Consider the following 13,357-nt stretch of genomic DNA (forward strand, 5'->3'; position numbering starts at 1 on the left):
CCCGAACATTCGGGGCTTTTTTATGCCAAAGTTTTATTTAGAAGAAATTTAAGTAACTTTGATAAAGCACGAAGCCGAAAATCAGGCTGAACCAGACTGGTAGTTTTGAACGTAGCAGGACAATCATCACCGCGACAAAGACCAGATCGGAGCCATAACTAAAATAACGTTGTGAAAGATCCAGCAATAAATACAGTAACAGCCCCACCACTGCAGCATTGATGCCCATCACCGCCTGATAAATATGGCGCTGCTGTATCAGCCATGACCAGTAGGGTAAGGTGGCAAAAATCAGAAAAAATGAAGGTAAAAATATTGTACAGGTCGCTAGCACTGCATTCAGCCAGACATAGGGCGTCCAAGGCAGCAAAGCGCCAATATAACTGGCAAAACTGAATAAAGGCCCCGGCATCAGCTGGGCAAATGCATAGCCAAGATCAAAAGATTGTGCATTGACTAAACCGGTTGTGACAAAGTCCTGATATAGCAAAGGCAGAATCACATGACCACCACCAAATACCAATGAACCGGTTTGATAGAAATTGGAAAAAAATAGCAGGTCTGATTCACCCCATAATTTTCCAGCTAAGGGGAGCAGAAAAAACGGCAAGATAAATGCCAGTAACCAATAGGGTGCAGCGGCAGATCGAATATATGGCGAGCTGATTGCCATTTTATTGATTTCTTTGGATTTCAAATCTGATTGAAAAAAATGTCCCGCCAAGATTCCACAGATCGCGCCCAACATAATCACCAGGATCTGGTTAAAACTCGCTGAGACCACCATCAGTAATATCACCGAGAGGATTAAGACCGCATATTGCCAGGCCGTTTTACAGAAGCTTCTCAGCATTTGCCAGAAAGCCCAGGCGATTACAGAAAATACAATTAACTGGATGGTATGAAAGCTGTTTGAGTTTAAAATATGAAAATAGCTTTGACCCAAGAGCGCTACCAAGGCCATCAGAATCATTGAGGGCAGGGTAAAACCCAGCCATGCGATCACTGCACCGCTATAGCCACGTTGCAGATAACCGATCGACAGCCCTACCTGACTGCTGCTCGGCCCAGGTAAAAGTTGCGCCAAAGCGACCAGTTGACTGTATTGGGTGTCATTCAGCCATTGCAGCTGGGTCACAAATTTTCGGTGAAAAAATATCAAATGTGCCGCCGGACCACCAAATGAAATGCAGCCCAGTTGCAGGAAAATCAGGAAAATCCGGTACAGCGAGGTCGAAGGCATATGGCTATAGGAAAAATGAAGATAAAGTAGCTGAACTGCATGACAGTTTAACGAAATTCTACAGACTATTTATGCATGTGTTTATACACTATGCTGCTTTAGATTAATGAGGACATTCTCTGCATGCAGAAATATGTGTTGAGTATGGTAATACTGGGTGTATTTGGCCTAAGTGGTTGCCAAACGACCCAAATGCCCGCCCCGTCGGCTACCAGTTCTCTGCAAGCTGCTGCGCAACGTGGAGAAGCACAGGCACGTCCAAATCAAATTGATTTTCAAAAGATCAAGCAGACCCAACAACGTCCAGTGATTGCTTTGGTTCTGGGCAGTGGCGGTGCGCGTGGTTATGCACATATTGGTGTGCTGGAAGTACTGGAACAAGCAGGTATTCAACCCGATTTTATTGTCGGAACCAGTGCGGGCAGCATCGTGGGCTCCCTTTATGCGAGTGGCAAGCCGGCGATTGAACTGCGCAATATTGCCTTAACGATGCGACCCAATGATGTCCGTGATATTAAACTGGCTAAAAAAGGCTTTTTTGATGGCAAAAAAGTTGAAGACTATGTCAATTTACAGGTCGATCAGACACCGCTTGAAGCCATGAAAATCCCGATGTTTGTCGTAGCCACGGCACTTAAAGAAGGTAAAAAAGTGGTCTTTAACTATGGCAATACCGGACAGGCAGTACGGGCTTCAGTCTCGATTCCAAGTATGTTTATTCCAACCGTTATTCAAGGTAAAGAATATGTGGATGGTGGGCTGGTCAGCCCGGTACCGGTAGATGTGGCGCGTGACCTGGGAGCCGATATTGTGATTGCGGTGGATATTCTGGCACAGCCTATTCATACCGAAACCAGCAATGTCTGGGGACTGTTTAATCAGAACATCAATATTATGCAGCAACATCTGGCGCATGAAGAATTAAAGCATGCAGATGTGGTGATTCAGCCAGATCTGCGTGAAAAAGGCCATATTTTTGATGTGCGTGGCAGAGAGTTGACCATGCAGGCTGGTATTGAGGCAGCTCAATTAAAGTTGATGGAAATTTCACAGGCCTATCAAAAACACGACTATGCCCGAGGGCACCGTATTCCGCAGTTTGTGGTCAAGGATCATTACTCCCAATAAAAATCTCTTATAAGAATTCTCTGAATATTGCCATTTTATCAAAGGAGAAGGTGGTGATATTCAGTACGAGGATTAAACATCATCAGCTTTAATAGCTCACTAATTGTTATGAAAGATGAGATAAGTGCTGATGTCTATAAGTAGCTTTAATTTTTTATCAAATACAAAATTAATTTGAAATATAAGCTATTGAATTATAAATTTATTATTTTAAGGTATAAGCTTTATTAATCCTGAGTTCTAATTTTAGCATTATTATTCGTATACTTAAGTTGATCAAATATTCAAAAATTCCCCCGTTCATGCCAGAATGTAGTTAAAACAGAACACTCAGCAGATGTAGACAGCATGACACATATAGAAATTGGACATCAGGTCAAACTGGCACAATTCGAACATTATATTTTTACAGTAACAGCTGCCCATCAGGACGGTTCTTTCACTGTTGAAACCATCTTGGATGGCCAACAAATTTTGAGTTATCAAAATGTAGTTCAGGAAATGCTCAGACCACTAAAGCTTTAAATTTCTAATAATTTCCCTCTATTTTTTAAGTATTTGGTTTGATGGAGGGGGAGTATGGATTATTCAATTACAGGCCTGTCAGCCCCCCAGTTAAACAGGTATTGAATAATTTATACTTTGTTTTTAATTCACATTTTAAGCAATTAAATATATTTTTTTCTGTATGAATACATTTTCTATATCAATAATTATGATGCCCGATTTGCCGAATTGAACATTTTATTCACGTTAAAAACGCTATAATAATAAATGATAACCTTATCATTCAAAGAGTTCAAAGAAAACGATGGCCCCTTTAGATCAAATTGCAGCATTAGCAGATGACCAGTCAGAGTTAACGATGTCAGTTCTCATGACGCCAGATATGGCAAATTTTTCAGGTAATGTTCATGGTGGAACCATTCTGAAATTATTGGATCAGGTGGCGTATGCGTGTGCAAGTCGCTATTCGGGTAGTTATGTTGTGACCTTATCTGTAGACAAGGTGAATTTTAAAGAGCCAATTCATGTCGGTGAACTGGTAACATTTTTGGCCAGTGTTAACCATGTTGGCCGTACCTCAATGGAAATTGGTATTCGTGTAGAAGCACAGAATATTCAAAAGAGAACCGTGCGTCATACCAATAGCTGTTATTTCACGATGGTGGCAGTAGATGAGCATGGTAAACCCAAACAGATTCCAGCTTTAAACTTGAACAATGACTGGAAGCGTTGCCGTTTTGAGGCAGCCGAACAGCGCAAAATAGCGCGTTTACAAGAGAACCATCATCCCTCATGCAGCATTTATAAAAAGACCGCACAAAGTTAAATATAGAAATAACCTCTTAATCATTTATAGTGAATAACGTTGTTTTTCTTTTCAAATTCAATTGATGCAGTCTAGATGCTACTTTTGTTTCGGCAAAATAAAAAATGGAGCTTCGCAAGAAACCTGTCTTGCGGAGCAATACTCTTCGCTAAAAAACTGGTTTGCTAACATTCAGTTTTTTAATCTGTCGTGAAAACATCTATTGTCTGATTAAGTCCTGTCTCAAATACGGAAATGACGTTTCCATATATCTAATTTCTATCAGCATTAAAATAATAAAAATCAGTCAATTTCTTTTCTATTCTTCCTTAATCTTTTGAAGTTCTTTTTTTGTATTAATTTTAGTTTATGGCTGGAGCTTTATAACATTTTATTCTAATATAAAACGATACGTATCGTTTCGTTTTTAAGGCTTAAGCAGAAAAATATGAGTAATGACGAGAGAAGTTCCCGACGACAGCAATGCATTTTACAGGCAGTCGCAGATGCGCTAGCAGAATGTGAATATCATCAGCTGACCATTGAAGATGTGGCTGCACGCGCTGGCGTAGGCAAGTCCACGATTTATCGCTGGTGGAAGCATAAATCGGAACTGGTATTGGATACTTTTAAGCAACAGACCGCTTCAGTATTTGAACTGGATACCTCCAAAAGTTTGAAAAGCAATCTTATTCAACAACTCGTTTTTTTATCAGAGGCACTGAATCATCCAGTAGGGCGGGCTTTACTGGTGGTCATTGCCAATCACCGGGAACTGGCAGGTGGATTTTTTCAGCAATATCTTTTACCTCGGCGACAACAGATTCATCAACTGATTCAGCAAGCGATTGAACGCGGAGAAATCCGTGCGGATTATCCTTTTGATTTGATGCTGGATACCTTGTACGGCCCGATTCATTACCAGATCATTTTTTTCAACCGCATTCCAGATGAACACTATATCCAGAATCTGGTCGAGTTGGTGCTGAATCCTGCTGCTGTTCAAGCCTGAGTTTGATCTTATTTCTTAAAAGTTGGTGATTATGTCAGTTAATGCTGAGCGTTTATGGAATCGCTCATTTATCCTGTGTTTATTTAATAATTTTTTCCTGTTCGTTTATTACTTTGCCTTGCTGACGGTTTTACCGATTTACATCATGAAAGATCTGGGTGGCTCAGTAAAAGAAGCTGGTCTGGCACTGACGCTATTCCTGGCTTCATCGATTGCCATTCGGCCATTTTCCGGCATGATCATTGAAAAGTTCGGCAAAAAAATCACCATGCGTAGTGCAGGCATAGTTTTTGCCTTATTTGCCTTTAGCTATTTACTGGTGGACAGCATGTGGTCGCTGTTAGTGGTGCGTTTTTTACATGGCATCTGGTTCAGTATTCTGACTACGGTAGCAGTACCCGTCGCCAATGAGTTTATTCCTGATCAGCGCAAAGGTGAGGGCATGGGTTATTTCGTCATGTCGACCAATCTGGGTGTAGTGTTTGGGCCCTTGCTGGCATTGACTGTCATTCAGATCACCAGTTTCAAGGTGTTATTTGGCGTTCTCGCCGTTATTATTTCTCTGGGACTCATTTTCTGCTGGATGCTGAAAATTACAGAGTTACCTAAACGTGATGCCATAAGTAAAGAAAAGAATAGCCTGAGCTTGAAGGATATTCTGGAAGTCAAAGTTCTGGCGGTGAGTTTTGTCGCCTTGCTGACGGCTTTTGCCTACTCAGGTATCATGAGCTTTATTACTGCATTTAGTGAAACCAAGCAGCTGTTGGATTATACCAGTGTATTCTTTATTGTCTTTGCTGCCTCTATGCTGCTGGTTAGACCTTGGATCGGGAAGATTTATGACCGTAAGGGACCAAGTGCTGTTATTTATCCTTCTTTTGTGTTTTTTGCTATTGGTCTGGTGATCGTCAGTCTGATTTCCAATCAATGGATATTGTGGTTGTCGGCAGTATTTATCGGCATTGGTTACGGTTCGCTGTTCCCATGTCTGCAGACGCTAGCGATTCAGTCGGTTGATACGCAGCGTATGGGACATGCAATTTCAACTTTCTTTACCCTGTTTGATCTGGGTTTGGCGATTGGTTCAGTAGTCATTGGAATATTGATTGCTTCTTGGGGCTTTGAAACCACCTATATATTAAGTGCTGTACTCGTCATGATGACAATATGGGTATATCGTCAGTATGTTGCCAAAAAGCGACATAAGCGCCCGGCAAGCTTGGAGTTATAAGATGGAATTAAGACATTTACGCTATTTCGTGACCGTGGCACAGGAGCTGAACTTCACCCGTGCCGCAGAAAAATTAAATACGGTACAACCTTCGCTCAGCCAGCAAATCAAGGATCTTGAGCGTGAGGTCGGCGTACAGTTACTAGAGCGCAATAACCGTAAGGTCGGGCTGACTGAGGCTGGGCAGGCATTTTTGACAGAAGCCTTATTGAGTATTGAACATGCAGAGCGTGCTATACAGAGCGCTAGACAGATCGCAAATGCACAGCAGGATCAGTTGAATATCGGTTTCGTGCCTGTCGCGGAAATGAAAATCTTCCCCTATATCATGCCGAATATACGCGCACATTTCCCGAATATTAAAATTCATTTTCATAGCCTGACCGATGCCAGCCAGTTAAAGGCCTTAAAAAAAGGCGAGATTGATATTGCCTTTACCCGCTATGTCGATGAGTCTGATGAGCTGGAACATGTGCAAATTTTTAGTGAGCCGCTGGCCTTGATTATGCCCAAGGATTCACCGCTTGCCGAGCAGCGCCATGTGAGTATCAAGAGCTTTAATCATCAGGATTTTGTAATTAGTGATGAAGATGCTTCACCACAACTCCATAAAATCATCACTGACTTTTTCAAGCAATCCAAACTGAATGTGAATGTGATCCAGCACTCAACCAATATCCTGCTCAATGTCAATCTGGTCGGGATGGGCGTGGGCTGGAGCCTGGTTCCGGCTTATGTGATCCCGTTATTGGGGGATAAAATTATCGTCAAAAATACCATTGAACCCTTGCCGATGATTAATCTGTATGCCAGTTATCGTAAAGGACAGAAAAACGAGCTGCTTGAACTCATTTTAAAAATCCTGAAAGAACAGTTTTATATGGGTTTCTTTTAAAAAAGAAAGACCTGATAGCACCGCAGGTTTTTAAACAGCAAAAAGGCTTCGGCAGATAAATCTGTCACATAATCGTTCTTCACAGGCTATCGAAGCACTTTATACTAGATTTTTTTTAACATGATATCTTTGATTTTTCTTGCATTGAGAGAAATCAAAGGCAGCCAATAAAAAAAAGTTGCATTAAAAAATTAAAATAACAGCAGAGGGTGAATAAAAATGATGAAGTTATATAGCAATCCCCAGTCCCGTGGCATGACTGTAATGCTTTTATTACAGGAGTTGGGCATTACAGACCAGGTTGAAATTATAAACGTACCTTATGAAAACATGCATCAGGCCGAATATTTAGCGATTAATCCCATGGGCAAAGTACCTTGTCTGGTCGATCAGGACGTGATAATTACTGAAGTTGCGGCCATCTTTACCTATCTGGCCGATAAATATATAGAAAAAGGTTTGGCACCGACTCTGGATGATCCCAAGCGCGGCGCTTATCTGAAATGGATGTTCTTTACTCATGGCCCTTTAACGGAATTTATGGATTTAAAAGGATTGGGCGTACCGGATGAACAGATTGAGCAAAGAACACGGAGCTTGAGCTTTGGTCATGCACAGAGCCTATTAGCCTTTCTCAAAAAAGGTATGCAAGAAGCCAATCCATATCTGCTGGGTGAGAAAATTTCAGCTGCAGATGTATTTCTGGGGTACTGGCTGATTTTTGCCATTTCTTTGAAAATATTGCCCTATCTGGATGAGTTCAAGCCCTTTATTCAGTTGCTGGCGCAGCGTGACTCAATGAAAGATATACCCTGGTTACAGAAAATCAATGCCTAAGTTCAATAAAAAAAAGTGTGGTTCATATATTTTCTGACAGACATGCTCTTTTTCTTGAATAATGAGACATTGACCTTAAAGAAAGCAACTTATAAACCAGCCCTATGCAAGAAAAATACACATAAAAAAAGACCACGCTTTCACGTGGTCAGACCTCTGAATATAATTCAGTAAATGTATTTTATGCTCGTAATTATTTTACATGTAGCTTTTTAAACAGCTGCTGGCTGATATGATCCAGTGTTTGTGGAATCGCCAAGGCTGCCACAAAACGGTCAGGTCGTAAAATAACGACTGACTCAGTGGTTCTACCGAACCAGCTGCGAATATCAGTGCCGATGTCACCAACGGTAATCACGCCTTCAAATTGCTTGCGGTTTTTATTGTCCAGTTGAACTTCGGGAATGACCTGAATAAATTTGACGCCTAATTTTTTCCAGACTTGCATGGTGGCATCCGAAATACCCCATTGCGGGTCTACACCCCAAGCAATAATTGCAAAATCATTAGCAATTACGTCATCCAGTAAAACTTTTTCACCTGACTCAAGTCTAACCTGTGGCTGGATAAACATCTTGCCGACTGGAGAGTTCTTGGCACCGTTACTCAAAAGTGCGCCGTCATGATATTTAGGCATCGGTTTAAAGCGCATTTCCAGCAGGTACTGTTTGATGGGTTTGATATAGTTCAGGGCATAGGCAATACCGTCACGGACAAAACCCTGCCATTTTTTCGGTGGTGCCAGTACATGGCCGGCCATAACGGAGAGATCAATCATGGCTTTGGCATGGTCTTTCCTCTCGATCTGGTAAGAATCCAACAGTTCAGCTGTCGCTTTGCCCTGAATGACCATTGCCATTTTCCAGGCCAGGTTAAAGGCATCACGCATACCGCTATTATAACCCTGTCCTTGCCATACCGGCATAATGTGCGCAGCATCACCGGCAAGCAAAATACGGTCGACACGGAATTTGTCAGCAATACGGGCATTATGGGTATAAACACGCTGACGGATCACTTCAATACCATCCGTGCTTGGTAAAACCTTGGACAGAAGTTTGGCAATATTTTCCGGTTTGCTCAGTTCTGCCTGAGTTTCACCTGGCATGACCATAAATTCAAAACGTCGAATACTGTGTGGCAATGCTGCCGATACATAAGGACGTACCGGATCACAACATAAATAGATATGCGGTGTAGCGAGAGGGTCATTCTCAAGGTCGATTACAATCCATTGATTCGGTGCAGTCTCACCTTCAAATGCAATACCCAGGTTACGGCGTATATAAGAATTACCGCCATCACAGGCAATCAGGTATTGAGCGCGTACGGTTTCTGCAACGCCATCTTTATTTTGCAGATTGAGTGTCACGCCTTCAGCATCCTGACTAAAATGGGTCAATTGACGTGAGAATAGCACTTGGGTGTTTTTATATTGTTTCAAGCCCTGCAGCAGCACGTTGTCGACTTGTGGCTGAATAAAAGCATTACGGCGCGGGAAGCCAAACTCACGCGTTAAAGGCTGAATATCAGCAAAACAGCGTCCTTTCGGAGTCAAGAAGCGCATTGCATGATTTGGGGTGGTATGTGGTAAAACTTGTTCGACTAAACCTAAAGACTGAATAGTACGCAAGGATTCATCATCGATTCCAATCGCACGTGGGTAATCAATCAAACTATCCAGTTGCTCGACAATCGTGACAACTACGCCTTGTTTGCTTAGATAGTTGGCAAGGGTTAAGCCTACGGGGCCGGCACCCAGGATTGCCACTTCAGTAGTGTAATTGGTATTGCTCATAGCGAATGTCCATTCAATCGACTTGCATTTAAGGCTATTAAGGAGCAGCTGAACACCAGAAACAAGTTATGCGATAGTAGCTGAAGGATATGATTAATATTGAATTTGATAGATTATTTTTAGATAATCAATTGAATTTAAAAATAAAATTAATATAAATTTGATAGCTGCTATTAATTCTGTGATCAGTTTTGACTATGGCTCTAAATAGATTCTGTGCAATAAAAATGCTGAACCAGCATCAAGCATGATTCAGCATCGAAAAATATCGGACAGCCTAGGACACAGCCTACTGGAGAAATACTGTCACGAATATCCTTATAGGGTTAAACGAGTCATCTAATAACTTAACGTGCAGCAGGTTTTGCTGGTGTTGTACTTTCTGCAGTAGCTTCAGACGCAGCTGCTTCAGAGGCAGCAGGCTGCTCTGCAGATGCACCTGCAACCGGCGCATTTGATTCAGGTAATTCTTGGGTGCTCACGACCACTTTTTCTTCAGTGGTGGTTTTTGCATCTGTGGTTTTGCTGTCTGCAAAACTGGTAGCTGCAGCAGCAGTAAGAGTCGTGGCGAGTAAGATTTGTGCATAGTTCATTTTTGGCATCCTTTTATTCAGGTTATTAATCTGCGGAATTGACCATCACATCAATTCGACAGATGCTCATCCTAAGCACTGAAATTTTACGAGGCAAACCAATTAACAAAAGCGACACGTAGGCAATAACCGAAGCAATACAAAACTGAGAAAGTTGTTTTATTTCTGTTAATTATGCAGGGTTTTATTCAATAAAAATGTGTATGAATATTTCAAAAATTAAATTGGCAATAAAAGTTAACATAGCAAATTGATAATTCTGGATCATTCCATGAATTTTGGTCTTTGTAATTTCATCATGTGTTTACTAAGAAGACGCATTTTATAATCTGGGTGTGCTTTATAATGCAGAGCATTGCTATTTCTATTCAATCTCTTGAGAGCCGATTTTGAAAATTCTGTCAGCATCACAGGCTATTCCTGTCCATATCATTTCCGGATTTTTAGGTGCAGGTAAAACCACACTACTCAAACATTTACTACAGCAGAAACCGGAACAGGAAATCTGGGCAGTGCTGATGAATGAGTTTGGCCAGATTGGGGTAGACCAGCAGTTATTGCCGCAAGATCAGGGTTATGCAGTCAAAGAGCTACTAGGCGGGTGTCTATGTTGCAGTAGTCAATTGCCGATGCAGATCGCCTTATCGCGCTTGCTGTCAGAAGTGAAACCGGATCGCCTGTTTATCGAACCTACCGGGCTGGGGCACCCGGGACAATTACTGGAACAGCTGACCGAACCGCACTGGCATAGCCATTTGAACATGCAGGCTTTAGTCACCGTGGTAGATGGTTCGCGTTTGCATGACCGGGACTGGACCCAGCAAAACCTGTATGCAGACCAACTCAAGGCAGCGCATATCGTGGTGATTTCACATGCTGACTTGATGACAGCCGAAGATAACGCAGCGCTCACGCAACTTCAGGCAGAATATCAACCTTATGCGCAACAGTGGCTGTTCACCGAGCACGGACAACTCGATATCGAACAGATCAAGCAGAAGTATCAGGGTTCTGCCCGTAAGATTCAGCCTTTGATAAAACAGCAACAGACGATCTCGTCCGCAGACACTTCCGTAGTCATTCAACAGATGCCTTATCATTATGTAGAAAGTGCCCAGGGATATCAGGTCGCAGGCTGGAAATTGCCAAAACGCTGGCAGTTTAATTTTTATGATCTGCTGGATCTGCTGTGTGAACAAAAAGACTGGCTTAGAATCAAGGGGATTTTCCATACCGATCAGGGCTGGAAAAGTTTTAATTTCAATCCGGAACAGTTCAATTATCAGTCGGCAGATGAAGGTATTGATAACCGGGTGGAAGTGATTTATCAACAGTCATGCGATTGGCTGGCATTTGAAACTGCCCTGATGCAATGCCGTATCGATCCAGAAAAATAATGGCACTGTTTCTAGTGCGCTGAATGAATCTTTGACCTAAATCTGTTCAGCAAAATTGTGCTAAATCTTATATGCTAAGCGCCAAATTTGAGGATTGTGTGATGGCGTTAAAAGCGACGATTTATAAAGTTGATTTGAATATTGCGGATATGGATACGCATCGTTATGAAGACTATCAACTGACGATGGCACTGTATCCTTCGGAAACCATTGAACGCTTGATGGTGCGTATTCTGGCCTATGCGCGCTATGCCGATGAAGCACTGGAATTTACCAAGGATCTGTTCGAAACGGATGAGCCGGCACTCTGGGAAAAGGATCTGACCGGGCAACTGGTCAAATGGATTGAAGTGGGCAGTCCGGACGAAGATAAAGTCAAAAAGGCCAGTGCGCGTTGCAAGCAGGTCGCAGTCGTGACCTATGGTTCTGCGGTAGATGAATGGTATAAGCGTAGCAGCAAGTTAAAAACCTTAAAAAATGTGGAAGTATGGAAATTATCCACTGCAACCACTGATGCATTACCACAATTGTGTGCACGCACCATGCAGTTACAGTTAAATGTGATGGATGGGGAATGGACCTTGATTGGTGATCAGGGTCAAGTGATTGTAGAGTGGGAACAGTTACAATAAGAATTCACAAGGATGCAAGTTTCAACTTGTATCCTTGCCTCACTATTTCGTATATCTGGAGAGAAAAATAAGTTCTCTGGACGAAGCATGTATCATGAACTTTATGAGTTGCTATTAGCAGTCGTGATTGGTGCAATCATTGGGGCAGAACGGGAATATCACAGTAAATCTGCCGGACTGCGCACCATGATCATAGTCAGTCTGAGTTCCTGTCTGTTTACCATTATTTCTTTAAAAATCGGCGTGGACAACCCTGACCGTCTGGCAGCCAATGTTTTAACCGGCTTGGGTTTTCTGGGAGCCGGAGTAATTTTAAAAGATGATAACCGGGTTTCTGGTATTACCACTGCAACCACGATCTGGATGACAGCGGCACTGGGCATGGCAGTCGGTGCGGGTTATGAACTGTTAAGTATTTGGACAACGGTGATCGTGTTGATCGTACTGGTCCTATTGGTCTATGTGCAACGTGGTATCGAGCATCTGAATCATGAACGTAACTACGAAATTGTCTGTCCTTTCGAGCAGCATGAGCCGGAACATTATGAAAAACTGTTTAAACAATACAAATTAAAAGTAATTCATTCCAGCCAGCAAAAAATCGACCAGCTGATTACAAGCCGCTGGATCCTGATGGGATCAGCTAAAAATCATCAGAAATTAACCCAGTATTTATTACAGGATAAAAAGATTCAGAAACTCAGCTTTTGACCTATTGAAGCTAAAGGCCAAGGAATTTAGCTCAATCCAGTTTATACTGAACTCTAAATTTAGTGCTAATCTCAGGTAAATGACGATGATAAACGAACTTGAAATTATTGATTTAAAAGTAGGTGAAGGGAAAGAAGCGGTAAAAGGCGCTTTAATTACCACGCATTACACTGGATGGCTGGAAGATGGAACCAAGTTTGATTCATCCATTGACCGGGGCAATTATTTTGAAACTGTCATTGGTACAGGGCGTGTGATCAAAGGCTGGGACCAGGGCATTCTGGGAATGAAAGTTGGTGGTAAACGTAAACTGATGGTACCTGCACATTTGGCTTATGGCGAACGTAAAATGGGGAAGGTCATTCCAGCCAATTCTAACCTGATTTTTGAAATTGAATTGTTTGATGTAAAAACACGTGATTAAAACAATATAATTAGCGAGACATAAATAGTTTTCTCTAATTAAAATATTTGAGCTTTTCCGGTGCAGTCGGCCCAATACAGGCTGTACCGGACTAAATACAAAAAACATTTGAAATCATAAATATTCCTTGTAAATTATAAGAAT

Annotated in this window: 14 protein-coding genes; 11 read left to right on the forward strand and 3 right to left on the reverse strand. The window is 41.9% G+C overall.

Annotation, left to right across the window (positions count from 1 at the left end):
• Window positions 1-37: 37 nt before the first annotated feature.
• Window positions 38-1,243 (reverse strand): chromate efflux transporter, encoded by a 1,206-nt coding sequence (chrA, locus tag VXQ92_RS12430; protein ID WP_416681936.1) that lies wholly within the window; start codon window positions 1,241-1,243, stop codon window positions 38-40.
• A gap of 123 nt (window positions 1,244-1,366) precedes the next feature.
• Here chrA and VXQ92_RS12435 point away from each other — a divergent pair, with 123 nt between their 5' ends.
• From VXQ92_RS12435 to VXQ92_RS12465, 7 genes are all read left to right on the forward strand, one after another.
• A complete protein-coding gene (locus VXQ92_RS12435; protein ID WP_416681938.1) occupies window positions 1,367-2,371 on the forward strand; it encodes a patatin-like phospholipase family protein in 1,005 nt (334 codons plus the stop codon).
• Window positions 2,372-2,719: 348 nt separating this feature from the next.
• Window positions 2,720-2,896 carry a hypothetical protein gene (locus tag VXQ92_RS12440; RefSeq protein WP_171254955.1) on the forward strand — a complete coding sequence of 59 codons (177 nt, stop codon included), beginning with the start codon at window positions 2,720-2,722 and terminating at the stop codon, window positions 2,894-2,896.
• 286 nt (window positions 2,897-3,182) lie between these two features.
• Window positions 3,183-3,704, forward strand: coding sequence for an acyl-CoA thioesterase (locus VXQ92_RS12445; protein WP_064096393.1), 522 nt, complete (start codon window positions 3,183-3,185; stop codon window positions 3,702-3,704).
• 427 nt (window positions 3,705-4,131) lie between these two features.
• Window positions 4,132-4,695, forward strand: coding sequence for a TetR/AcrR family transcriptional regulator (locus tag VXQ92_RS12450; protein ID WP_416681940.1), 564 nt, complete (start codon window positions 4,132-4,134; stop codon window positions 4,693-4,695).
• Between the two features lie 31 nt (window positions 4,696-4,726).
• Window positions 4,727-5,926: an MFS transporter gene (locus VXQ92_RS12455; RefSeq protein WP_416681942.1), complete on the forward strand. Its 1,200-nt coding sequence runs from the start codon at window positions 4,727-4,729 to the stop codon at window positions 5,924-5,926.
• Window position 5,927: 1 nt separating this feature from the next.
• Window positions 5,928-6,821: a DNA-binding transcriptional regulator HcaR gene (gene hcaR, locus VXQ92_RS12460; protein WP_416681943.1), complete on the forward strand. Its 894-nt coding sequence runs from the start codon at window positions 5,928-5,930 to the stop codon at window positions 6,819-6,821.
• A 222-nt stretch (window positions 6,822-7,043) separates the two neighbouring features.
• On the forward strand, window positions 7,044-7,658 hold the full coding sequence (locus VXQ92_RS12465; protein WP_064102548.1) for a glutathione S-transferase family protein: 615 nt from the start codon (window positions 7,044-7,046) through the stop codon (window positions 7,656-7,658).
• A gap of 193 nt (window positions 7,659-7,851) precedes the next feature.
• Here the strand turns inward: VXQ92_RS12465 and VXQ92_RS12470 are convergent, their stop codons facing one another.
• Both VXQ92_RS12470 and VXQ92_RS12475 read right to left on the reverse strand, forming a co-directional pair.
• The gene (locus tag VXQ92_RS12470; protein ID WP_416681944.1) at window positions 7,852-9,456 is read right to left on the reverse strand and encodes a bifunctional 3-(3-hydroxy-phenyl)propionate/3-hydroxycinnamic acid hydroxylase; all 1,605 of its coding nucleotides are present in this window, start codon (window positions 9,454-9,456) and stop codon (window positions 7,852-7,854) included.
• A 347-nt stretch (window positions 9,457-9,803) separates the two neighbouring features.
• Complete coding sequence (locus VXQ92_RS12475) at window positions 9,804-10,049, reverse strand: hypothetical protein (protein WP_416681946.1); 246 nt, start codon at window positions 10,047-10,049, stop codon at window positions 9,804-9,806.
• A 389-nt stretch (window positions 10,050-10,438) separates the two neighbouring features.
• Here VXQ92_RS12475 and VXQ92_RS12480 point away from each other — a divergent pair, with 389 nt between their 5' ends.
• The 4 genes from VXQ92_RS12480 to VXQ92_RS12495 all read left to right on the forward strand — a co-directional run bounded on the left by VXQ92_RS12480 (window position 10,439) and on the right by VXQ92_RS12495 (window position 13,213).
• Window positions 10,439-11,446, forward strand: coding sequence for a CobW family GTP-binding protein (locus VXQ92_RS12480; protein ID WP_416681947.1), 1,008 nt, complete (start codon window positions 10,439-10,441; stop codon window positions 11,444-11,446).
• 101 nt (window positions 11,447-11,547) lie between these two features.
• The gene (locus VXQ92_RS12485) at window positions 11,548-12,078 is read left to right on the forward strand and encodes a YaeQ family protein (protein ID WP_416681949.1); all 531 of its coding nucleotides are present in this window, start codon (window positions 11,548-11,550) and stop codon (window positions 12,076-12,078) included.
• 87 nt (window positions 12,079-12,165) lie between these two features.
• A complete protein-coding gene (locus VXQ92_RS12490) occupies window positions 12,166-12,789 on the forward strand; it encodes an MgtC/SapB family protein (RefSeq protein ID WP_416681951.1) in 624 nt (207 codons plus the stop codon).
• A gap of 85 nt (window positions 12,790-12,874) precedes the next feature.
• On the forward strand, window positions 12,875-13,213 hold the full coding sequence (locus tag VXQ92_RS12495) for an FKBP-type peptidyl-prolyl cis-trans isomerase (RefSeq protein WP_004280661.1): 339 nt from the start codon (window positions 12,875-12,877) through the stop codon (window positions 13,211-13,213).
• Window positions 13,214-13,357 lie beyond the last annotated feature (144 nt).

Source organism: Acinetobacter sp. 228, assembly GCF_048147885.1.

Coding starts and splice junctions, on each gene's coding strand:
- chrA (WP_416681936.1), bottom strand. CDS start 1,243: ATGCCTTCGACCTCGCTGTACCGGATTTTCCTGATTTTCCTGCAACTG.
- VXQ92_RS12435 (WP_416681938.1), top strand. CDS start 1,367: ATGCAGAAATATGTGTTGAGTATGGTAATACTGGGTGTATTTGGCCTA.
- VXQ92_RS12440 (WP_171254955.1), top strand. CDS start 2,720: ATGACACATATAGAAATTGGACATCAGGTCAAACTGGCACAATTCGAA.
- VXQ92_RS12445 (WP_064096393.1), top strand. CDS start 3,183: ATGGCCCCTTTAGATCAAATTGCAGCATTAGCAGATGACCAGTCAGAG.
- VXQ92_RS12450 (WP_416681940.1), top strand. CDS start 4,132: ATGAGTAATGACGAGAGAAGTTCCCGACGACAGCAATGCATTTTACAG.
- VXQ92_RS12455 (WP_416681942.1), top strand. CDS start 4,727: ATGTCAGTTAATGCTGAGCGTTTATGGAATCGCTCATTTATCCTGTGT.
- hcaR (WP_416681943.1), top strand. CDS start 5,928: ATGGAATTAAGACATTTACGCTATTTCGTGACCGTGGCACAGGAGCTG.
- VXQ92_RS12465 (WP_064102548.1), top strand. CDS start 7,044: ATGAAGTTATATAGCAATCCCCAGTCCCGTGGCATGACTGTAATGCTT.
- VXQ92_RS12470 (WP_416681944.1), bottom strand. CDS start 9,456: ATGAGCAATACCAATTACACTACTGAAGTGGCAATCCTGGGTGCCGGC.
- VXQ92_RS12475 (WP_416681946.1), bottom strand. CDS start 10,049: ATGAACTATGCACAAATCTTACTCGCCACGACTCTTACTGCTGCTGCA.
- VXQ92_RS12485 (WP_416681949.1), top strand. CDS start 11,548: ATGGCGTTAAAAGCGACGATTTATAAAGTTGATTTGAATATTGCGGAT.
- VXQ92_RS12490 (WP_416681951.1), top strand. CDS start 12,166: ATGTATCATGAACTTTATGAGTTGCTATTAGCAGTCGTGATTGGTGCA.
- VXQ92_RS12495 (WP_004280661.1), top strand. CDS start 12,875: ATGATAAACGAACTTGAAATTATTGATTTAAAAGTAGGTGAAGGGAAA.